The following is a 23,219-nucleotide window of genomic DNA, read 5'->3' as shown; positions in this document are numbered from 1 at the left end:
AAGGCATAAGTAATGTTATTTTGTGTCCAGAATACTTAACAAAAAAGGGACAAACATTCCTGTTCATCCCATTTTGCCGTGACCCGAGAAGGATTCGAACCCTCAACCCTCAGAGCCGAAATCTGATATTCTATCCAGTTGAACTATCGGGCCTCGTTAAAAAGTAATCTTCACCCCCGCCAGAATCTGAGCTCCCAAAACCTTATAGCCTCTGAAAGTCTGATACTTGGCGTTCAGCAGATTATTTCCGAGTGCAAAAATACTGAAATTTTTGTGAATTCTATACTCCGCCGACAAATTTAAGTCCGCAAAACCACCCACTTTTTCATTAGAATTTTCCGGCATTTCAAAAACCGGGGACGTGGTAACTGCAGAATAGGCGTTCGTGGTCATGTCTGATGCGAAAATTGCTTTTGCGCCCAGACTCAGTTTTTTGTCCAGCAAAATATACTTTCCGCCCAAACTGCCTTTCACCAAAGGTTTGTTTAAAATATGCTCATAATGGTCGAGTTTGTACTTTGAGAAGTTCAATTCAGCATCCATCACCAAATTGGCGAGTGGAAAATATTGCACACTTCCCTTCACTTCGCTCACCGTTCCATGATCATAAACCGCAGAAAATGTATTCGCATAACCATAAGCTGGATTCAGCGCCAAACTGTGATCGTAGAAATTGTTTCCCTGGAAAAACATTACATTGTTGATTTTGGCAAAACCGGCACTGAAATCATATTTGATATTCTGGTCAATATCTCCCCGTAAACCGACATAGCCGTGATATTTCGTTTCTGTGGGAACTAAAGCTTGGTCCGCAACCAAATACGGATTCTGCTCCAACAGATTCGCATAAGAATTCAGCTTTAAGCCACCGTCAATTCCCGCGTAGAACTTGAACTCGTCCGTTGCTGCAAATTGGATTTCAGCTTTTGGGAACCAATAGAATTTATTGCTTTTTAAATCTTCTGTTATTATTTGATTAGAATTCGTTCCATTCAAGAGGGAGAAATCCGATCCAAACATTACATAAGATTTTCCTTTAAAAAAGGTTACTTTTGGTGAAAAAGTCGCATTGAAAAAGTTGGAAGTATTCTTATCCAAAATCGAAAAATCCGATTTCAGCATTTCCAGATTGATACCCAGATCACCATTCAATCGAACACCATTTAGCTTTTCAATATCCACGCCGTGTTTGGAAAGATTCACCAGGATTTCCGCCTGAGATTCCTTGGCACCGAAATGGTCACTTAGCATGGAAGATTTCAATCGGATATCGTTCAGAATTTCATTGGAATAAAAATCGTAATGTCCGTTGATCTTGAACTGATTTACTTTTTGCTGAAGATCGACATTGGAATCAATATTGACTTCCGGAACATCGCTGAATGCGTAAATCCCATAGTAATTGTAGTTTTTCTGCCCAAAATCCGCATTGATGCTCAATTTTCCCTGTTCTCCATAAGAATTTAAAAACGCTCCCAAATTGGCCGAACTCTGCCTGGAATCCCAATCGTAATCCCTCTTCAGTCCCGATGTGGAAAGGAAATGCAAATCAGCGCCTACTTCCATTTTATTTTCCAAGGTGGTCGAAATATTTCCATCTGCCAAAATCTTTCCGTAATTCCCCATTCCAATCTGGAAATAGTTGTTTTGGTAATCCGCATCGAATTTTGGCGAAATATCCTCACCCTGAATCGCGGAAGTCTTGAAATCAGAAACCGCCGGAACATTGGTGATATCGTAAGTCACGGGATTCTGCGATTTTGCTTCGGGCGGATAATTTTTTTCCTTTTCTATGGAAGTCTTCTTTTTTTCAATTTTCTTTACTTCCGGTTCGCGTTTTCTGTCCAGGATGAGTTTCTCTTCTTTAATCTGCGAAAAAACTGCGGTGGAAAACACCAACAATGCACTTGAAAATATTCTATATTTAAAGTTTATCATTTTAATTCTGTTCAATTTTTCACGTTTCAAATCCCCCATTTGAAGATTTAAGCAGTGGATTACTTTATCGTTTTCTTAATTTCTTTCGCCTCCGAAACGATTTCAGGGAAATCCTGATAATTCGCGATGATCTGGTCCACCGTGTAACTCGCCTGATAAAAATCTTTCAAGCCCATGTAATTTTTCGCCATCAAAACCAAAGCTTTCGCACCCCAATATTCTTCCGAAGCATAGTTATTAGCCAGTTTGAAGATGGTTTCATTTGAAGATTTGAATGCTTTCGCCTTGTTCTGGTAAAATGCTTTTGCATATAAAGATTCGGCGGCAACCTCGGTATTGGATGATTTCTCCAACGCTGCATAGGAAGTCTTCGCATCATTGTCTTTCCCGCTGTTCATCAAGCTTCTGGCTTTGATGACTTTCGCCAGCTCAATAACCGAAGCCGAATTCTTGGAATTTTTCATGACCAAATCCGCAAATTTTTCCGCTTTAGAAAAGTCTTTCTCCTCTGCATAAATCTTCATCAATTCCATATTGGCAAAGTTTTTCACGTTCGCAGTTTCAGAAACAGAAAGGGCTTCGAGATATTTTTTAGCTTCGGAACTGTTGTTCTGGCTTAAATAAATCTGGGCGATTCTGGTTTGCGCGTCTTGCTGATAATCATTCTGCACATTTCCTACCGACTGTAGTACCAGCAATGCTTTCGCAAGATTCTGAGTCTGAAAATAGCTTTCTCCCAGTTCATACTGCGCTTGATAAAGTCCGTCTCCGGTAGGATTCTGGATCAGATATTTCTCATATAGCGGAATTGCAGCCTTGAAATTTTTCTGGGCATAATAATTTTTGGCGGAAGAGAGGTTGATTTCTTCAATTTCTGAAGCATCGATTCTCACTCCCAAACTATTGGCGAAATTCTGGTATCCTGAAACATCATTGTTTTTAATGAAAATCGGACGGGAAGCCTGAACAATTTTGCTCGCAAAAGCTGTATTTTTATATTGGTTTCCCAAGGATTTCAACTCCGAAAGCGCCTTGTCATTCTGGTTTTGGTCAATGTAATTTTGGGCGCGGTAAATCTGCGCGTTCGCTACCAAATCCTTATCAGTGCTGGTTTTGATTACTTGGGTGAAATAATCGTTTGAATTATTATAGTCATCATTTGCCGCATAAGCTGCTCCAATTTCAAATTGTGCATCATCCACATATTCGGAGTTTTTGTATTGAGAAATCAGCATTTTCAAAGTGGAAATTTTCGCCACTGTATCTCCTTTAAAACCCAGTGACATTCCTTTTTGAAACATCGTGTAATCATCGGCATTTTCCGCCTTTTCATAGATGGCGATGGCTTCATTCAGTTCGTTATTGGCATAATACGTATCGGCCAATCGAAGTTCCGCATCAGATTTGAATTCCGGTTTCGGGTTTTTCAGATATTCCTTGAAATATTCTTTAGCCCTGTCAAATTTTCTGGACTTAAAGTAAGCGTATCCCAAATCGTAATTCAGTTGTTGCTTTTCCGGAAATGTCTTGTTGGAAATCTTTTCATACCGCACGATGGCTGACGGGAAATTTCCTTTTTGATAATAGGTTTGAGCCAACCAATAAGTCGCTCTCGTATTGAATTCTTCGTTGATGTTGAATTCTAAACTCCGAAGGAAGTATTTCTCCGCACCGTCGAAATTTCCTTTGTTAAACTCTTCAGTTCCCAAAAGGAAAGAGACTTCCTGGTCTATTTTGTTGGTTTCCGGAGTGGAATTCGGCATTTTGTCGATTGCTGCCAAAGTTCCCTTGTAATCGCCGGAATAGAGATAAGATTTCAACAAAAGCGACCTCAGTTCTGAAACGTTTTTGCTCTTCGGATATTTTGAAATATAATTTTGAATAACGTTTGAAGGAGACTCAAACGGATTTCCGATATCGTAACTCAGTTTAGCATATTGCAAATGTGCAAGTTGCTGCACTTTTTCATCGTAACTCATCTGATAAGCTGATCGGAATGCAGAAAGTGCTTCCTGTTTCTTCCCTACTTCCAGATACGCATTGCCCAATTGATAATAGGCGTTCTGCGAAGTGGCCGAATTGCTGTTGATCAGCTGATTGTAGTAAGAAACCGCCTCATCATACTTCTTCAATTGTGCAGAAACGAATCCGATCTCGTATAAGTCGCTCTCAGAAGGAGTCTGTTTGCTTTCCAAATAGATTTTCAGGTGCGGATAAGCGGAAGAATAATCGCCTTTCATGAAATAGCTTTCACCCACAATTTTGTGGACTTCAGCACTGTATTCTTTTGACAGTGATTCGTTGAGCAAAGAATTTCCCTCTGAAACCGCACGGTCATAATCCTTGTCATTAAAATACATCTGCACATAATAGGGTTTCACCAGTCTTGCATATTTCTCATTTTCTTTAATTTGGTCAAAAAACGAGAACGCTTTATCATTCTGTTTATCAGCATAATATAGGTGTCCCAACATATAGGCAATGTCGGTTCTATCATTTCCATCCGCATTTTTATAGGCTTCTTCCAATGCCTCTATAGCTCCGTGTGAATCACCAGTCATGAATTTGGCATATCCCAGTTTCATCACATACTGAGTATTTTCATCACGTGAAAGCTGGTACTGGTTGACATTTTTTAAGGTTTCCAATGCTTTTTCAAAATCCTTTTTTGCCAAATAATAATCCGCCAACGGAAGATTTGCCTGGGCAAAATAAGCGGAATTAGGATATTCTTTGATGAACGCCGCTAATCCTTCCTCCGCATGATTTTTTCTGAGGATCACTCCGATCACGTTGTCAAAAAACTGCGCTGCCTCCTTTCTGGAATTGGAAAGGGACGCATTGTAGAAATACTGACGGGCGTATTCGAACTGTGAAGCGTTGTATATTTTGCTGTTGTAAAGGTTTTCGGCCAGGTTGAACCGGTAATTTTCCCGGTCATTAAAGAATTGCGACTGCTGCGCATCGGAAAATCCGTAATAAAGAGTTGCAATAGCAATCAAGATTTTTTTAGAATTCATGTAATCTGGGTTTGGGGTGCGTCTGTATCGCTTGAAGCATGAAATATGCCTCCAATATTTTCCACATTAAATCAACGAAAATAGATAAAAGTTATTGTTTTTCCAAGAAAAAAAAGACATTGTGGATAAGTGGATAAATCTGAACACCACTCCATTTCAATGTCTAAAAATACAGGAGTTGAAATATAATTGGTGGTTAAGTAAAATTTTGATTTACCATAGGATTGATCAGCGGGTTTTTCTCAACTAATCCCGATTTTTGAGGAAAAGCCAACCTTGTCTCTGTTCATTCCGGTGGGTAACCGGATCAAACCACGTGATCGTGTACCAATACGTGGAGGTGGGCAATGGTCTTCCGTTTATTTTTCCGTCCCAAACAGGATCTCTTCCGGAACCGGCACTGCCTGAAGTGTTATAAGTGGATGAGTTCGCTGAAAAATCATAAACCAATTGTCCAAAACGGTCCACTACTTTTACCTGGACATCCTGCATTTTGCCCAAATTCTCAATTGTCCAAAAATCATTGATCCCATCAGAGTTTGGTGTAAAAACATTGTGAATTTTGATAAAATAAACGGTTTTCGGTTCGCTCCTGCAACCGGTTGCAGATTCTACTTGAATGACATAAGAAGTCGCAGTCGGGTTGAGCAAAATATTGGAATTTTGCGGAATTCCGTTAAAATAGTACCTGTAAGGTTTCGCGCCTCCTTCCGCAATTACTTCAATGGAAGTGTTGGTTTGGTTAACGGCCGTAATTTTTGGCTGGTTTTCATCGGAAACTATGAACTGGTGCGTGTAAGAACAGCCTTTGGAATTGGTGAGTTTCACAGAATAAGCTCCCACTTTTGAAATCAGAATCTTTTGAGAGCTTTCTCCCGTACTCCATTCCCACTGAACATTTTCCGAACCTGCATCAACGGTAATCTGATCTCCGTAACACAAATAATATTTGTCTGAAAGCGTGGAAGACAAAGTCGGAATATTCACTTTCAGATGGATTTGCGCGTTTGCAGGACAAAATCCGGGAAGCGCGATGCGCACATAAACGGTTTGTGCAAATGGAATTTCGTTGGTATAATTCGAATTGATCATTTGGGTAAAGCCGGCATCTTTAAAATATTCGAAAACCGCTGCAGGATCATTGGTGAAATCTGATTTTCTGGAATCTAAATTGAAAACCGTGATTCCATCAAAATTATCATCACATAACATATAATCGGTTTCCAAATTCAAGAGGACCGAGTTTCCACCCTGTACAAAGGTCACGGTCTGAACATCGGAGATACAGCCGCTTACATTGTCTTTAATTAAGAACTTCACAGTTAACGGAAGCAGGGAAAGATTGAAATGAGTGGGAAGCGGATTTCCTAAATCATCCGTAAAAGTGTAGTTTGCAGAATTACTGATGACCGCATTTTTGAAAGTCTGCAATGGATAAGTGAGCTCATCACAAATTAAAATCTGAGAAATTTGCGAAACAGGTTTTACCAGTAATTTTAAATCAAAATTAATCCGATCCGAACACTGCAGATTATTGGTTTGGTTGTACACAAAAACCATATATGGACTGGCTCCGGAAACGGTGGTATTATAATTTTCCCACTGTGCCGGATTCAGCATCCTTACGCCGTTTCCGTCGTAATATCTGATTTCTGAATAATGGCTCCAGCTTCCGATATAGTCATTGATATTTGTCGTCAAATCGTATATTGTAGAGCCGCAGGATTTCGGCAATTTGGTTTCCGGTGTGGTTTTAATTAAAGTTGGTTTCGGATAAATCACAAGTGTCAAAGCCGTCGTGCTGAAACATCCGGTGGTGGCATCCAAAATTTTGATGTAAACCATTCCACTTCCGCGATATTGCAGATTGGTGATTTGATCAGTCATTGCTGCGTCTTTGTAAAAAGTCACCTGAATATTTGGCCCAAATTCCAGTTCGGATTTCGTGCTGTTCAAATCGAAGTATTCTGTGGTGGAAAAGCAATGTGGCGGAAAAGGGGTGATGGGATTCACCGGCACTTTCGGATGGAAATCAAATTTCAGTTTAACAGTGGTTTCGCAGGCAAAATCCGGATGCTTCATTTTAACCAAAATGGGATTATTCGTTTGCGGGTTCACCGAAGTTAAATTCTGAAAAGTGGCTCCATTGTCCAAAGAATAGGTGAATTGCCAATTCATACCCGCAAAGAACTGGTTCTCGAAACTGTTCAGGACAAAATAATCTTCGCCAAAACATAATTTGTTTGCGGTATATTGCGTATTGGGTATCGGTAAAGACGCGAAAACAATATCAAAAGTGGCAGCAAAACTACAAGCTGCACTGGTTACGCTGTTCGCAACAATTCCAACAGTTCGGGTGGTATTTGCATTCATCACGAAGTTGGCCGGATTTGGAATATCCACTCCGTTTTCCTGGAATTTCAGCGTATAATTCGCAGGATTTGCCGGATAGTAATCAAACAGGTTCACTGTGGTGGAAGTGGAACCATCGGTTTTGCAGAGGTATTTTGGACTATTGTTGAAGTTCGGGAAATTGCCCCCCACAGAAACCGCAGCTGCATCAGAATCCACGAAACATGCGGAACCTGGAACTTTGGCGCGCACAAAATAATTTCCGCTGGAGGAAGCGGTGAAAGTATTCCCGACTGACAAAATAGCCGGATTCCCCGTTTGATACCACTCATACTGAATTCCCGGAACCGCTGCCGTCGTTAAAATTACCGTAGAACAATTGGGTTGAGTTTGAGTAACAACGGGTTTTGCCAATTGGTGAAAAGTCACCGAATCGGTTTCGGGATTTCCGACCTGGTTTCCGAGATCGTCCCAATAAGTGACTTCCACTTTCAAGATGTCTCCGTCATTAGGAACAAAATTAGAAAGGGTATTTGCAGATTCCGGCAACAAGGTGGTGTTCCGATACCATTTAAACTGTGGCGTCAGATTCTGGTTGGGTTTAAAAACCCATACTACACCTTCGCTCGTCCACGGTCCGTTATTATAATTATAAATGCTGTTGCTGTGTACCGGAACCTTGAATTTGGTGGCATCATCATTCTGAATTCCCAAAATGGCATTGTAACTGCTTTCTGTCTTATTATTGACATAGACCACGATTCTGCCGTCTTCCAACAACAAAACGTAACTGTAATACGCCACTGAAGAAATACCACCTGTTCCATTGGTCCTGATCATATTCTGAAAAGAGACCAGAAGTCCATTGACCCCGCCAACATTTATATTCTTGTACAGATAAGTCACACTGGAATTCTGTGATTTGGGAACCAGGTCGGTATATCCGAAGAAAATATGAGCCAGATTCAGTTCCTGAGTGGGATTATTCCTAAAGATTTTACTGTAGTCTTTTGATGGCAATGCGGAAAAAGTATTGTAGCCCGCTATTCCGCTGAAAGTTCGGTCGGTATAGGTGGTGACCTCCTTCAGATTGTCGCGTTGCGGATCATTGGTGAAGACCAACCTTCCGTTGCTTCCCAACACTGCACGGGTATAAGTTTTTCCATAAAAGCTAAAATTAAACCCAATCGGGAACGAGTCACTGAACTTGTTGGTATTGGGCGTCTGAAAAGTGATCGGTATAGAACCCGCGGTAAGAGGAAAATTCGAGAGCTGATCTTTGATGATCTGATAATCCCCCGTGGAAGTTGCCGCTGCATCCACCTTTAAATTAAAGCTTTCGCCGGCACAGAAATACTGATGGTCAGGATAAGCAACATTATTTCCAGGATTGTAGAGCTGGAGCGACTGCGCAGAAACTAAAGCAGAAAAGACAGAACACAGGATTACATAGAACTTCGGCATCATTTGTTTTTCGCAAAAATAAGGTATTATTTTAAAACCAAAATTCTGCCAACTTTAGTATTTCAAGGCAAAAAAATAATTTTTCTGAATTTTTCTTTTACATTTGTGTAAACTATTATTTTTTATGAATCAGCTTTTCAGAAGAAAACATTACAGCGAGAGTGATCACTCATCGGGATTATTGAGGGTTTTGGGAGTTTGGGATATTGTATTTTTCGGAATTGCTGCCATCATCGGAGCCGGAAGTTTCAGCAGTTTGGGAGAGGCGGTTTTCCGCGGCGGACCCGGTGTGATTGTGCTTTATATCATCTGCGGATTTGCATGTGGCTTCACCGCACTGTGCTATGCCGAGTTTGCGAGCAGGATTCCCACGGCGGGTTCCGCATACACGTATGCCTACGCAAGTTTCGGGGAACTGATTGCCTGGATTATCGGTTGGGCATTGATCATGGAATATTCTTTTGGAAATATCTATGTGGCCTTTTCCTGGAGCGATTATTTCACCAGTTTCATGTCCAGAATCGGGATCCACATCCCGGATTATTTCACCTGCAGTTATTCCGAGGCTCAAAAAGCATTTCTGGGAAACTCCATGAACAAGGATCTGATCAATGCCTGGAAAACGGCACCCGTAATAGGAAACCTAAAAATAATTCTCGACATACCTGCTTTGGTCATTAATGGCCTAATTACCTGGCTTTGCTATGTGGGAGTACGGGAATCCAAAAATTTCAACAACCTGTTCGTGCTGCTGAAACTGTTCATCATTCTTTTGGTGATTGCTGTGGGAGTGGCGTACATCAATACCGACAACTGGTTTCCGGTAAGTACAATCACCGGCGAAAGTTCATTCATGCCGAATGGTTTTTCAGGGGTGATGAGTGCGGTTTCCGGAGTTTTCTTTGCCTATATTGGATTTGACGCATTAAGTGTACTTTCCGAAGAAACCAAAAATCCCCAGAAAAACCTTCCTCGCGGGATGATTATCTCACTGGTTTTGTGCACGGTGATCTATATTGTATTAACATTGACTTTAACCGGTTTGGTGGACTACAGAAAATTTGATGGAGTTGGTGATCCGCTTTCCTTTATTTTCGAAAAATCTAATGCCAATATTCCCTGGATGGAATTTGTGGTTTCATTGGGGGCAATCATTGCCATCACCACCGTTTTGCTCGTTTTTCAGATGGGACAACCGAGAATTTGGTACGCGATGAGCCGGGATGGTCTGATGCCAAAAAAATTCATGGAAATTCACCCTAAGAACAATACTCCTGCATTTGCAACCATTGTAACTGGATTTGTGGTGGGAGTTCCCATTTTGTTTACAGACAAATCGTTTATTCTGGATTTCACCAGCATAGGAACCATATTCGCGTTTGTACTGGTTTGCGGCGGCGTTTTATTGCTGCCGTCAAAAGAACGGTTAAAGGGTAGATTTCACTTGCCCTATATCAATGCAAAATTCATATTTCCAGTGGTTTTTTTAAGCGGGCTGGCTTTCTTTTATTTCTGGCAACCGGCGTTCTTCCAAAATCTAATGGATTGGAATGATCCCAATGAAGGCGAATTCCGGATTTCCATTTTCTTTTTCCTGATTATCAATCTGGTTTTGTGCGTTTTAGCTTTCGTTAAGAATCTGTCGCTGATTCCGTTGGTGGGTTTAAGTTCCTGTCTTTACCTTTTGACGGGAATGAGCCACAATAACTGGTTTTGGTTTATCCTTTGGTTTGCGATCGGAATCGTGATTTACTTTTCTTATGGTTACAAAAACAGCAAACTAAACCGCGATTTAAATGGAGACCTGGATTAAAATCTTTGCTTCGGAAGCGCGAAGAAGGAAGACTGTAGAAAGATAATTCTGAAAAACCGGGGAGAATTTCTCTGCTTAAATTTTTGGTCAATATTTTGCTTCAGAAGAATAAACCTGATACTTATTTTTTGGCAGTTAAATGATAGCAATATGTCAGACAGAATCAAAACATTTTCAGAATTCTACCAGTTCTATCTCACCGAGCACAGCAATCTGTGGACAAGAATCTTCCATTTTATAGGGACTTTGCTGATTTTTGTCGTACTGATTTATGTGATTAATTCGGGGAAAGAACGATTTCTCTGGTACATCCCCATTTTCGGATATGGATTTGCCTGGTTTTCCCACGCCGTTTTCGAGAAGAATAAACCTGCAACTTTCAAATACCCGCTTTGGAGTTTGATTTCAGATTTCAAGTTGTTTTTTGAGTTGCTGATTGGCAAACAAAAGTTCAGTCCATAGAAAAATCCCGATCAGTTCGGGATTTCCTAATCATTTGTAAAGATTCTTTTCCACTTCAATTGCCTGGTTAAGCGTTTCTGAAATTTTGCTGATCGCGTTTTCGTAATTGGGTGCACCATCCCATTTCCCTTTAATCATAATCGTTTTCATATTATCATTCGCGAAATATAGTGAGTTGTCTGAAAGGTTTACCAATCTATTATCAAAATAGGCATAACCAGCTCTTCCGGTTTCAATCATGCTGTAATAACTGATCATCAATCCCCAATTGAGATTAACGAAAGCTACTTCATCAATCTGATACTTATCTTTTAATGGTCTGAAGTCGATATTTGAATATTTTTTCCCTTCCGCTTTTTCGTCTTTAAATTTCTGGATATTCTTCGGATCAAATTTCTCATCAATGATCACCACTTCTTTGCCTTTTGAACGAAGGATGTCAGAATACATATCGATCAACTTCTGTTTAGGATCCAACTGTTTTTTTGCGAGGTTCAGTACCGGTTGATACTTATCTCCCGAAGTCAAAGCCAAATCAAGCAATCCCTGGGAACCTTCCCGATATTTTTGAGGTTCTGAAACATTCACAAAGAGTCCCACTCTGGAAGGTTTTTTCATATACTCTTCATTCATGGGAACCTTGACCACACAGGAGACCAACATAAGAAGCAGCGCAATCACTGCATAAAAACTGATATTTTTCATAAGTTTAATTTTTACCAAATCTAATGGCAAAAATAAAATCCCGCAAAATAAATTGCAGGATTTATTTCATATTTTATGAAAAATTATTTACTATCCAAATCATCCATTTTCTGGGTTGCAGCCAATGAAACCATCAAATCATTCAGCATGGTGCTCGCTGAATTCGGAGAGTTGGGCAGCAGGACCAAATTGCTTCTGTTGTTCGCACCAATGGATTGAAGCGTGTCGTAATGCTGTGTCACCACGATCAATGCAGATGCTTCCTGCGCATTGATATTCGCGGCGTTCAGCATTTCCACAGATTCCTGCAAACCTTTGGCGATTTCTCTTCTTTGGTCGGCAATCCCCTGTCCCTGAAGTTTTTTGGATTCCGCTTCGGCTTTTGCCACGGCTACAATTCTGATTTTCTGAGCTTCGGATTCATATTCTGCAGCAGTTCTTTCCCTTTCGGCAGCGTTGATCCTGTTCATCGCATGTTTCACCTGTTCATCGGGATCGATATCGGTAACCAAAGTTTTGATGATATCATAACCATAACTCTGCATGGCTTCCTGGAGTTCACCTTTTACCGCAATGGCAATGTCGTCTTTTCTTACAAAGACATCATCCAGTTTCAGTTTTGGAACTTCGGCACGCACCACGTCGAAAACATAAGAAGTAATCTGGTTTTCAGGGTTTTCAAGTTTGTAGAATGCGTCTGCCACCTGCTCTTTGATCACCTGATACTGCACAGAAACCTTCATCCGGATGAAAACGTTGTCCAGGGTTTTGGTGTCAATAATCACGTCTAACTGCTGGATTCTGAGGTTCATCCTTTTGGTGACCACATCGATAAAGGGGATTTTCAAATGCAGTCCGGCATGTCTCACCGTAAGAAATTTCCCAAGTCTTTCCACAATTGCCGCAGTGGCCTGCTTCACGGTAAAAAACGAAGCGAATAATACAATTAATCCCAGAAAGACGATTAAGCCTAAATAAGTCATTTTTAATTTTTTTTAAGGTTAAATTTGTACTGAAAGATATGAAAATTTTCCGGATTCTGCCCTGAAATCCTTATCTATCTTAATGAAAGTAAACGTCATCATATTTCACTCCGGCCTCGATTCTGATGGGCAGGGTATTTTCTTCGGGCACAATGGGACAGCTGTAATCAAAAGCATTATAGGCACAAAATGGTTGATACGACCGGTTAAAGTCCAGAATAATTTCATCAGATTTGGGAATTCTTAAATCCAAGTATTTTCCGCCGCCATAGGTTTCCTTCCCATTGGTGGCATCATGAAACGGCAGGAAAAGATAATCCTCATAACCATCCTTTGTGATCAGGTTCAGGTTCTGATAAATCTTCAGGACATAAGATTTTCCCTCCAACGTAAAAGTGGCTTTTGCAAATTCCACATAAGGTTTGGTTTTACCCGAAGAAGTCGGGATTTCGAATGGAATGGCGTTCGCCGTTCTGATGAACTTAGCTTTGACCCGGAATTTCAGATCTATCGGAAAGAAAGGATGTTCCTTAAAATCTGCAAAATTTTCACCTCTCAGCGGCGACTCTTCCGGATTTCTGTACTCCAGATTCAAATCTTCCTGAAATTTCCGGATTTCACGGGTGATCGCGGACGGTGCTGCACAGGAAATCATCAGTATTCCGATAAGCGGGATCAGCTTTTTCATTTGTTTTTCTTCTTATACATCCGGTATTTTTTTTGCCGTGCCGCCAGATAATTTTCGTTGCCATCAAAATAAAATGGAATGTCAATAAAGTTTTTGTCCCTATAAACGCCAACATGCAGGAAAATGGGTACTTTGGACTTCTCTGTAGCCACTTTAAAATTAAAAACATCCATAAAGTCTGCAGGTCTGGAGTAAGTGTGCACGGAAACCAACTCCTTCACCTGAACTTTTCCATATTTTTTTTCAATCCAGCTGCATGATTTTCTAAGGCTGTCAAGAGTGATTACCCGCTCTAACTTCTTTGAAAGATTGAACCCCTGAAAAGGCGTGTAGTCTTTGTCTGCACACTTTTCTAAATACACTTCTGCAAATTTCCGGGGAACCTCTTTTCTTCCGGCATCCATTTTATCTATTGATACAGACTTATAGTAGGAGCTGCAGCTGCTTAGCAACATTGAGGAAATCACAATTTGAATTGCGAACAGTTTTTTATTCATTACCGATTTTAAAATTGTTTATTTTATTTTACTTTATATCTATTGCTGAAATTCAGTCGATGATTACCCGATAAACATCAGTTCCGTTTCTCTTGATATTGGGGACAAAAAAGCCGCCTTCTTCCGGTATTTCTTCTATCAAATCAAAACCGGTACATTCATCCGGTAAACCAGAAAAGACCAGGGTAAACCAGAAATCCTTGAAGGGCGGAATATCTGTCCAATAGGGAAAAAGCGAGATATTATACTGATGGATGAGGTTACTTTTGTGTCCCAGACTCCGGTCTATCAGAAAAGTGGATTGCCAGACGCGGATCTGGTTCCCGAGTTCAAAGCTGGCAGGAACGCAACAATGCACAATCACCTGCTTCTCCGCCTGAATTTTGGTTTGCAGAAATTCCAGGATTTCTTCCGAAATTTCCGGTTTGGTTATGGTTTCCATCTTTTCATGAGTAATGAGTAATCAGTATTCCGGCGTACTATCAGTATTCCAGCTGAAGTTTTTCTTTGGAATAGTTTCTGATTCTTTCAGTCAGTTCAGGGTTTTCTGAAAGATTCTGTCCGTAACTGGGGATGATCTCCAGAATTTTCCGGTGCCATTCGTTCTTTAATTTTTCAGGGAAACATTTTTCCAAAACCTGCAGCATGGCATAAGCTGCTGTGGAAGCTCCGGGAGACGCACCCAGAAGTGAAGCGATGGTACCGTTTTCATTGACGACCACTTCAGTTCCAAATTCTAACTTTCCGCCCAAATCAGGATCTTTTTTAATGATTTGAACTCTTTGTCCGGCTATCTTAAGTTCCCAGTCCTGATCTTTCGCATCTTTCACAAATTCCCTTAAATGCTGCATTCTTTGGGATTTCGTCATGGCAACCTGCCGAACCAGATACTGCGTTAAGGGCAAATTATGCCACCAGGCTCCAAAAAGCGAGCGGATATTCCTGAAATTGATGCTTTCGGGCAAATCAAGGTAACTTCCCTCCTTTAGGAATTTGGTAGAGAATCCGGCAAAAGGACCAAACAACAAGGCCTTTTCACCATCAATAATCCTTAAATCCAAATGCGGAACACTCATTGGCGGTGTGTCTAAACCTGCCAGTGTATAAACTTTTGCGTGGTGCTTCTCAATTAACTCGGGATTATGGGAAACCAGCCACTCACCGGAAACCGGAAATCCGCCATACCCCTCACTTTCCGGAATATCTGAACTTTCCAAAAGCGGCAATGCGTACCCCCCTGCACCGATGAACACGAAATTTGCTGCCACATCCTGACTGTGATTATGCAGCCGGTCCTTCACTTCTACCGCCCAGGTTCCGTCGGGCTTTAAATCCAGATCTTTTGCCTCGTGGTAGAGAAAAATCTCCACTCTGGAATCATCTGCAAGGAATTTAGCCATTTTTCTGGTTAATGCCCCGAAATTCACGTCGGTTCCCAAATCCATTTTAGTGGCGGCAAGATGTTCGTATTCCTTCCTTTTGCTCATCACCAAGGGAATCCATTCCTTAAGTTTATTAAAATCCTCTGAAAATTCCATGCCTTTGAAAAGATTCGATTTGATCATTTCCGCATGTCTTTTCTTTAGAAAACCGATATCGTCTTTGCCAAAAACCAAACTCATATGCGGACATGAATTGATGAATTCCTTTGGATTCTGAATATAATTTTTGGCAATCAGGTAAGACCAAAACTGCTTTGAAACCTCGAACTGTTCCGCAATTTTTTCAGCTTTCGAAATGTCAATGTTTCCGTGTTCATCTTCCGGGGTGTAATTGAGTTCGCAAAAAGCGGAATGGCCGGTTCCGGCATTGTTCCATGCGGCAGAACTTTCACGGGCAAATCGCCCGAGTCTTTCGAAGATCGCGATATCCAATTGCGGTTCGAGTTCATGAAGCAATGTTGCCAAAGTAACGCTCATAATTCCGCCACCGATCAGGATGACGTCATATTTCGGTTTTGGGGTTTTCTTGATGAAGGATTCGGGCATAATGAAAAAATTGGTGTTACGAATTTCGGGAAAAGAATTGAGATTGCGAATTTTTGGGGAAAAAGATCGTTGGCTGCTCCCAGATTTTCAGACGAAACCAGCGGTTCATAAAAAAACTCATTTTTCACCGACAACTCTTAACTTTAATACCCCAAGAACCATCCCATGAACAAGTCATTACCAAGAAACCGATGGAATTCAAGATGGGGAATTAATTCACGACCGGAACCACATAAAAATAGACCGACATAAAGTGACACAGTGTTCCCAACAGAACAAAAACATGGAAAATGGCGTGGTTGAACTTTAATTTTTCGAAAGCATAAAGAACGGCTCCCAAGGTATATGCAATGCCCCCGGAAATCAGCCAGACCAGACCGCTGAACTCCAGATTCTGCACCAAACTCCGGAAGCTGAAAACAATCAGCCAACCCATTGCCAGATAGAGGATGGTGGACAGAATATTGAATCTTCCGGTGAAGAAAATCTTGAAAACAATCCCAATCAGAGCAATGCTCCAAACTACCGAAAAAATAATCCAACCTTCGGTTCCATTGAGCGTTACCAGAACGAATGGCGTGTAACTGCCTGCAATCAGCACATAGATTGAAGCGTGGTCTAAAATATTCAGATGGTAGCGTATTTTGGGAGTTGTGGATTGATGGTAAAGTGTGGATGCCAAATAGAGTGCAATCATGCTCAATCCAAATACCGGAAAGCTGATGACTGCCCAGAAATCGTCCAGTTTCACTGCTTTAGCCATCAAAAGGAAGAACCCCAGTACGCTCAAAACCAATCCCACAAAATGCGTGATAACGTTCAGTTTTTCCTCCTGTTCCGGATAATGGTGGATGAGGTATTTTGTTTGATCTTCAGACATCAGGTCAGTTTTGCGGTGAGTTTCCTGAATTGTTTCTCCGGGTTTTTTTCTTCGTACAGAATTCCGTAAACCGTATCAATAATAGGGGTTTTCATTCCTTTTTCCTTTGAAGTTCTGTAAATGGAATCTGCTGCGTAATATCCTTCTGCAATCATGTTCATGGACTGGATTGCGGATTTCACGGTATAGCCTTTCCCGATGAGGTTTCCTAGATTACGGTTCCGCGAGAAGAGGGAATACGCGGTTACCAGTAAATCACCAAGATATGCGCTTTCATTCACGTCTCTAGGTGCTTCATAGATGGCTTCGAGGAAAATCTCCATTTCGCGTACTGCATTGGAAACGAAAACCGCGGTAAAGTTGTCTCCATAACCTAATCCACCGGCAATTCCTGCACCAATTGCATAAATATTTTTCAGAATAGCACTGTACTCATTGCCCAGAATGTCTTTGCTTGGTTCCACTTTGATAAACCTTGAAGAGAACAAGCGGCAAAGTTTATCTGAAACCTCCTCTTCCACCGTGGCAATGGTGAGGTAAGAAAGCCGCTCCATGGCTACTTCTTCAGCGTGACAGGGACCGGCAATTACTGCCTGATTGCGGAATCCAATCCCGAAAGTATCGCGAAGATAATGCGCTACCACATCATTGGCTTTCGGAACAATTCCCTTGATCGCAGAGACAAAGATTTTGTTCTGGTAATCGCAAGTCATTTTCTCCATTTGGTCAGACAGATAGATGGACGGCGTAGCTAACACGATGATTTCGCACTGGGAAACCAGCTCATTGATGTCTGTAGTGACCCTGATCGATTTTGGCGCGAAACTCACCGAGGTGAGGTAAGTGGGATTATGGTGGCGCAGCTCAATCGCTCCTTTCACAAACTCGTTCCGAACGCACCAATGCACGGTTTTGTTGTTTTCCACCAACATTTTCACGATTGCCGTTGCAAAAGTTCCGCTGCCTAAAACGCCGACAGCGATTTCGGGTTTAACAGTTTTCGGTTCGGTGGTGATTTTTTTTGCCATGATTGCCTGTAGGAAATTAGCTGCAAAGATATTAAAGGTTTCGGAATTTTCAGATACTATTATGGATTTAGCGTTTTTATGAAAACTTTAACAGGATTAAATTCAAAGAAATGGCAGAAGAAACACGAGGTCAATAATTATATTTGAAAATTATTTTTAAATTTGCATCTTTATTTTTAGAATCAGGACTTAATGAAGAACTTTTTGAGCAGCAGGAGAAACGTGAATGCAGCGCTGGGAATCTTAGCAGCAGTGGTTTTTGGACAGGGAATATTGATCGCAAAACTTTATGGCGAAAAAAACGATAAGAATTATCAGGTGAATCTGGTGAAAATCAACACCCAGAAAGACAGCATCGACTACCCTGAACTGAAGAACAACCTGGCTTTGGTTGACCATACTGTAAGGGAACTGAATGCGTTTTTAAAAGCCAAAAGCATCACGAACGGGAAAATTGAAATGCTTGCACAGGACAGTCTTTCGAACGCTGTTTACCTCGCAAAAAAGAGCAACCGCTACAGTCAATATCTGATGGATCTGCAAAATAAACTTCAGCAGGTACCGCTGGGAATTCCTACAGACGGCTATATTTCCTCCCATTTCGGAAACCGGAAAAATCCAATACCTTTCAGAAATATATTGCTGGCTTCTGCACAGCCTGTGAAAAACGGTGCAACACCTGAACCGCCATCTACGGCAGAAAAGGACAGCCTGGGAAATGTGGTAAAAAGAACATGGGCAGCCTCTGCAGTTGCGGCAAAAAATGCAGCACCGGAAGTGAACAATCCCCCTGCAGAAGCGGACCAGATCCAGTTCCACAAAGGTTTGGACATAGCCGTTCCATACGGTTCGGATGTTCGGTGTGCAGCGACCGGAACGGTAATTTTTGCGGGTGAGAAAGGCGGATACGGAAACTGTGTGATTGTTTCGCACGGCAATGGTCTGGCCACACTTTACGGACATTTATCCCAAGTTCTAGTGAAAGCAAATGACGTGGTGAAGGTCAACGATGTGATTGCAAAATCGGGAAATACAGGCCGCTCGACGGGACCTCACCTTCATTACGAAGTTCATAAGAATAATACGCCGGTAAATCCAAAGCTGTTTTTGAATCTTTAGGAATCCTGACCCATACCTAAAGCCAACCGATCATATCTGGTGGGCTTTTTTTATAATTCCTTAAACGCTTTTTTTACAATTTCTGGTAATCCATTTTTATTTTGAACTTTTTCATAATATTTTTTGGATTTATTAATCATTTCATCATCTGATTTTTTCATTCCTACTTGTTTCAGGCTTAAAGCATAACAACCGAGAAAATTATCATCTTTCTTGAAGTTTGATTCCACCTTCTGAAAGTAAGAAATGGCATCTTCGTATTTTTCATTCATGGTCAAGAGGACGGCTTTTAACGATTGGCAATCTTTGTTAGTTGAATAATATTTTTTTTCAGCGATATTTATATTCTCAAGTCCATTTGCATAATCTTCAACAAATAAGGAAGTTAATCCAATTCCATAAAAACCTTCGGGACTTTCGGGAAAATATTTTGTCATTTCTTCATATTTTTGTCGGGATAATTTAACATTTCCAATCCGTAAACTTGAAGTTGCCAAATTTTGTTTGAATTCTATAGAACGATTTTGTGCTAGACTATCAGCCAAATAATACAAAGGAACAGCTTCTTTTTCCATATTGCTTAATCGGAATGTAACACCTGCCAAAAATATTGCATCACAGAAATTGTTGTCTTTTTCAATTAATTCAATAAAGATTTTACTTGCAGCACCGATATATTCATTTGCACGAATGCACCGCAAGCCGAGATCATAAATTTTAACAGATCTTTCATCTGGTGGCTTTTTACAGTAAGTTCTCTTCCCTAAATAGTAGTCTGTTTGAGTTTGTTGAGAATAAATCTTTGTAAAACTAAAAAGTATCAAGAAAATAAATAATATTCGTTTCATAGACGGGATTTTGTTGAAAATGTCGTACAACGGTCCGGCGGCTTTGCGAAGTTTCCTCTGCGAGCTTGCTTGCGTGAGGAAATTTTGTAAAACCACCTGATGTGGGAAGTTCGCGGAGCGGATTTCCCCATATCTCTCAAATATATGCATATTATCAGTACCTCCGAACAGTTTTCTTAAAATTTCAATAATTTTTATAAAGAACTGCAAATCAATGACATTTAATTGAACTCTCTGAGATTTATTTCTGCGATACTTAACACAAAAAATCATCTTTGACTGTTTTTAACCTATCCGAAAAACGGACAAGTAGTATGGATTTCTCTGACAAAAAGATTCTGTTTTCAGCCCGGCAAGTACCATTACAAAAGCAGTGGGAAATCTGCTCCTGTTTCCGGGAAAACTTGCAGAACCTTCCTGTCGGCAGACAGGAATTGCTACCAAAGGCTACCAAACGCCACAAAAAAAAGCAGTAATTCTAAAAATCTGCTTTGTAGCTCTGAATGCTAAAAACGAAATCCTCATAATACGATCATAATGCTGTTGAAAAGCCACCGGAGGTTCCATTCAACAGGCTTTCATTTCTTGTCTTTCAAACAAAATGAAAGCTTAGTTATTAGCAGAAGTCTTTTTAATATCCTCTATTGTCAAGAACTGTATTTTTTAGATTTGTAAATTCGAACTGTAATTTTAAATTTTTTGCTGGCAAAGAATATCCACCAATTTTTCCATATGAATATTCAGTTTCAGTAATAATATCGCAAGAGTTAACTTTCCAGATCTTAGTGTTTGAATTTAATTTCGTGGCTGAAAATTTTTCATTTGTTCCTGTTTGAATATATTCTCCTTCCGGATTCTCTTTTGTAATATTAAATCGATATGAAATATTATCTTTACCATTGAAAACGGGATATTTTTCTTTTATCATTTTTTTTAATCTCTCTAAATCTTTTTGTAGATTAATTTTTTCATCAAAACTATAAGTTTTTGAAATTGAAACTTTGTAAACTTTGTCATCTATTAATTTTAGACTATATTCAACATAATCATTTTGATTAGAATTTGTAAAGCATTTTGGCAAAACATAATTAAATTGGATATATTTCTTATAATGCTTCTCATTTAGATATTCAAAGTTTGCATCATAATCAGCAACTTTTTTTTCTGCAGGATTAAAAAAATTAATTTTTAGGTCAGAAATATTAATATCGGAATAAAGAATGTTTGATACTTCATAATATTCTTTTCCAAGTAAGTCTAATGTTAAAGAACTTAAATTGCATTGTGATTTTAAAAGGAAGAAAAAATTAAAAATAACAATCAGTAATGTTTTTTTCATATTTGCGATTTTATAATAAGATTCTGACTAACGTTAAATTGAAATATTGATAATCAAATAGTTATATGTTTTCATTTTTTGACTATTTGATTATCCAAAATAGTAAAAATTTCTTCGTTAGCAGCTAAAAACAACTCCGTTTTCGAGTAGGGGAATTACCGCTAACGTTTTTGTATTTCTGCGGGCGGGCAACAAACACCAAATTTTATAATGGAAATATACTAAAAATATAACACAAATCTTAATTGAAAACTTCAAACCCGCTCGTAGAAATACCTTGTTGAACTAAACCTCCGGTAGCTTTTCCCATTCGCCGTTTCATTAACTTTGTTTTCAATAACCTTTTAAAAACCCATAAAATGGCTACAAAAAAAATCTATTGAGGATTTAAGACCTGCCTTGAGCGCAGTCGAAAGGACAAACAAATTTCTCAACCGTGCTTCAAGCGAAGTTAACGGTTTTGCCAAACTCCTGCAATGCGTTGAAAGAAATATTTCCATCCTGGGCAGAAACAAATGCACCTTCGATAATCAGCCCGCAGAACCTGCCTGTCGGCAGACAGGAACCACTTCCAAAGGCTACCTAACGCCACAAAAAAAGCAGTAATTCTAAAAAACTGCTTTTTAGCTCTAAATTTTAAAAACGAAATCCCCATAATAGGACCATTATGCTGTTGAAAAACCACCGGAACTTCCGTTCAACGGGCTTTCATTGTTGGCTTTTCAAGCCCAACGAAAGCTTCGTTATTATCGGCAGTATCTTCTATTTGAAAGTACAAAACTTGACATAAATAAAAAAATGCACATAAATGAGTAAACTCATTAATATGCATTGCTGTAAATTTTTACTCATCGAGTTTATTATAGTTCAAAATTTTTGAAAATTTCTAGAATTTTATTTTTAATCAGCATTGTCTATCAATGTGCATACAGTGCATCCACCAGCATCGCAATATTTTGTTCCTAATATAGAACCTAATTTACATCCACTCCCTTTTGAACAATTACAAGATACTTTACTGGCCAAAGTGAAATCCAAAGCTATACCATCCATAAAAGCATTCTTCTTTTCAATAGGGAACATAATTTCATTTCCGAAAAAATTTGCTTTCACATAACCATATCCATCTGGAATTTCGTTGGAGTTTGTTTTAATGAATTCTGGAATGTTTTCTCCATATATAAATTTGTAGATATTGTTTATTTCATTTTTCACATATTCATTTTTGAAAAAATCTTCACTTATGAAGTATTGATTTGGAACACTGACTTCCTTAACAGTAAACCTACTTTCTTGTTTTGCAAAAAATTTAACTGGATTTCTAGTATCTATAATTCCAACTATTTGTAATGATTCATTATTTTTGTTTGCACTTGTGCTCATAGAGCATGAAGTACATCCAGAATTCATTACACAATAGTAATTGCCACTGTAAACTACTGGTGAACAACCGCTTCCTTTAGTGCAACTGCATGTTACACGAGCAACAGAGGTATTAATTACTTGTCCAGCATTTTCACCTGATAATATTTTTGCGATGAAAAATACATCATCAGGAAGAATGATATCCGTTACGTCATCTTTAACTCGCATTGCTTTGCTGCTTTTCGGGAAAGGTATTCCTCGAATGCCTGACTTTTGCAGATTGTCTATTTGCACTTGGTCTGTAAGTTCCTTAACATTGATTTCTTCATTTCTTGTACAAGAACTCAATAACAATCCAAAAAACAAAATAAATATAAAACTAATTGCTTTCATCATGACTATTTTTAAGATTTAATGCTACTCTTTTGATTTTCACAAACTCAAATACTCTTTTATTTAAAGTTGATTTTCTTTTTCACATCCTCAACCTTATGGAATGTCAGTCCTTTATGACAATTTATTATTTCTTATAAAGTTATACATTATATTTTAATAATATGCAATGAATATTAAAAATTTCATTTATAATATAGATTTTTACTTTTTGATATTCTGACTAACGTTAAATTTAAATATTGATAATCAAATAGTTATATGTTTTCATTTTTTGACTATTTGATTATCCAAAATAGTAAAAATTTCTTCGTTAGCGGCTAAAAACAACTCCGTT

Annotated in this window: 17 protein-coding genes and 1 tRNA gene; 3 read left to right on the top strand and 15 right to left on the bottom strand. The window is 39.4% G+C overall.

All coding sequences use genetic code 11. The features are described from left to right. Positions 1–79 precede the first annotated feature (79 nt). From L0951_RS13255 to L0951_RS13240, 4 genes are all read right to left on the bottom strand, one after another. Positions 80–153 (bottom strand) — tRNA-Arg (locus L0951_RS13255). A gap of 3 nt (positions 154–156) precedes the next feature. Then, positions 157–1,938 carry a TonB-dependent receptor gene (locus L0951_RS13250; protein WP_234111740.1) on the bottom strand — a complete coding sequence of 594 codons (1,782 nt, stop codon included), beginning with the start codon at positions 1,936–1,938 and terminating at the stop codon, positions 157–159. Between the two features lie 59 nt (positions 1,939–1,997). After that, positions 1,998–4,958 (bottom strand): tetratricopeptide repeat protein, encoded by a 2,961-nt coding sequence (locus L0951_RS13245; RefSeq protein WP_234111739.1) that lies wholly within the window; start codon positions 4,956–4,958, stop codon positions 1,998–2,000. Between the two features lie 246 nt (positions 4,959–5,204). Continuing rightward, on the bottom strand, positions 5,205–8,777 hold the full coding sequence (locus L0951_RS13240) for a T9SS type B sorting domain-containing protein (protein WP_234111738.1): 3,573 nt from the start codon (positions 8,775–8,777) through the stop codon (positions 5,205–5,207). Positions 8,778–8,898: 121 nt separating this feature from the next. Between L0951_RS13240 and L0951_RS13235 the strand changes: the two genes are divergently transcribed. Both L0951_RS13235 and L0951_RS13230 read left to right on the top strand, forming a co-directional pair. Continuing rightward, positions 8,899–10,587, top strand: coding sequence for an APC family permease (locus tag L0951_RS13235; protein WP_234111737.1), 1,689 nt, complete (start codon positions 8,899–8,901; stop codon positions 10,585–10,587). 150 nt (positions 10,588–10,737) lie between these two features. Then, positions 10,738–11,049 carry a DUF962 domain-containing protein gene (locus L0951_RS13230; protein ID WP_234111736.1) on the top strand — a complete coding sequence of 104 codons (312 nt, stop codon included), beginning with the start codon at positions 10,738–10,740 and terminating at the stop codon, positions 11,047–11,049. Positions 11,050–11,079: 30 nt separating this feature from the next. On the opposite strand, the gene L0951_RS13225 is transcribed toward L0951_RS13230, so the two are convergent. The 8 genes from L0951_RS13225 to L0951_RS13190 all read right to left on the bottom strand — a co-directional run bounded on the left by L0951_RS13225 (position 11,080) and on the right by L0951_RS13190 (position 17,818). Continuing rightward, on the bottom strand, positions 11,080–11,754 hold the full coding sequence (locus L0951_RS13225) for a hypothetical protein (protein WP_234111735.1): 675 nt from the start codon (positions 11,752–11,754) through the stop codon (positions 11,080–11,082). Between the two features lie 83 nt (positions 11,755–11,837). After that, a complete protein-coding gene (locus tag L0951_RS13220) occupies positions 11,838–12,737 on the bottom strand; it encodes an SPFH domain-containing protein (RefSeq protein ID WP_234111734.1) in 900 nt (299 codons plus the stop codon). Between the two features lie 79 nt (positions 12,738–12,816). Beyond that, the gene (locus L0951_RS13215) at positions 12,817–13,425 is read right to left on the bottom strand and encodes a DUF1684 domain-containing protein (protein WP_234111733.1); all 609 of its coding nucleotides are present in this window, start codon (positions 13,423–13,425) and stop codon (positions 12,817–12,819) included. Beyond that, entirely contained in the window at positions 13,422–13,922 is a 501-nt protein-coding gene (locus L0951_RS13210; RefSeq protein ID WP_234111732.1) for a hypothetical protein, read from the bottom strand. The genes L0951_RS13215 and L0951_RS13210 overlap by 4 nt, the downstream gene beginning before the upstream one ends. Before the next feature lie 52 nt (positions 13,923–13,974). Next, positions 13,975–14,364 (bottom strand): hypothetical protein, encoded by a 390-nt coding sequence (locus L0951_RS13205; protein ID WP_234111731.1) that lies wholly within the window; start codon positions 14,362–14,364, stop codon positions 13,975–13,977. A 40-nt stretch (positions 14,365–14,404) separates the two neighbouring features. Further along, positions 14,405–15,910 carry a malate dehydrogenase (quinone) gene (gene mqo / locus L0951_RS13200; RefSeq protein ID WP_234111730.1) on the bottom strand — a complete coding sequence of 502 codons (1,506 nt, stop codon included), beginning with the start codon at positions 15,908–15,910 and terminating at the stop codon, positions 14,405–14,407. Positions 15,911–16,121: 211 nt separating this feature from the next. Then, complete coding sequence (gene trhA / locus L0951_RS13195) at positions 16,122–16,790, bottom strand: PAQR family membrane homeostasis protein TrhA (protein ID WP_234111729.1); 669 nt, start codon at positions 16,788–16,790, stop codon at positions 16,122–16,124. After that, on the bottom strand, positions 16,790–17,818 hold the full coding sequence (locus L0951_RS13190; RefSeq protein WP_234111728.1) for an NAD(P)H-dependent glycerol-3-phosphate dehydrogenase: 1,029 nt from the start codon (positions 17,816–17,818) through the stop codon (positions 16,790–16,792). Before L0951_RS13190 ends, trhA begins: the two co-directional genes overlap by 1 nt. Positions 17,819–18,010: 192 nt before the next feature. On the opposite strand from L0951_RS13190, the gene L0951_RS13185 reads away from it, so the two are divergent. Further along, a complete protein-coding gene (locus L0951_RS13185) occupies positions 18,011–18,937 on the top strand; it encodes a M23 family metallopeptidase (protein WP_234111727.1) in 927 nt (308 codons plus the stop codon). 50 nt (positions 18,938–18,987) lie between these two features. Here the strand turns inward: L0951_RS13185 and L0951_RS13180 are convergent, their stop codons facing one another. From L0951_RS13180 to L0951_RS13170, 3 genes are all read right to left on the bottom strand, one after another. Continuing rightward, complete coding sequence (locus L0951_RS13180; RefSeq protein ID WP_234111726.1) at positions 18,988–19,785, bottom strand: hypothetical protein; 798 nt, start codon at positions 19,783–19,785, stop codon at positions 18,988–18,990. Between the two features lie 631 nt (positions 19,786–20,416). Further along, on the bottom strand, positions 20,417–21,124 hold the full coding sequence (locus tag L0951_RS13175) for a hypothetical protein (RefSeq protein WP_234111725.1): 708 nt from the start codon (positions 21,122–21,124) through the stop codon (positions 20,417–20,419). A 900-nt stretch (positions 21,125–22,024) separates the two neighbouring features. Continuing rightward, positions 22,025–22,885 carry a hypothetical protein gene (locus tag L0951_RS13170; RefSeq protein ID WP_234111724.1) on the bottom strand — a complete coding sequence of 287 codons (861 nt, stop codon included), beginning with the start codon at positions 22,883–22,885 and terminating at the stop codon, positions 22,025–22,027. Between the last annotated feature and the right edge of the window lie 334 nt (positions 22,886–23,219).

It is taken from the genome of Chryseobacterium sp. R2A-55, assembly GCF_021401085.1.
GTDB lineage: Bacteria > Bacteroidota > Bacteroidia > Flavobacteriales > Weeksellaceae > Kaistella.
The sequence above is the reverse complement of the archived record's forward strand: the minus strand, read 5'-3'. Positions and strand labels throughout refer to the sequence as shown.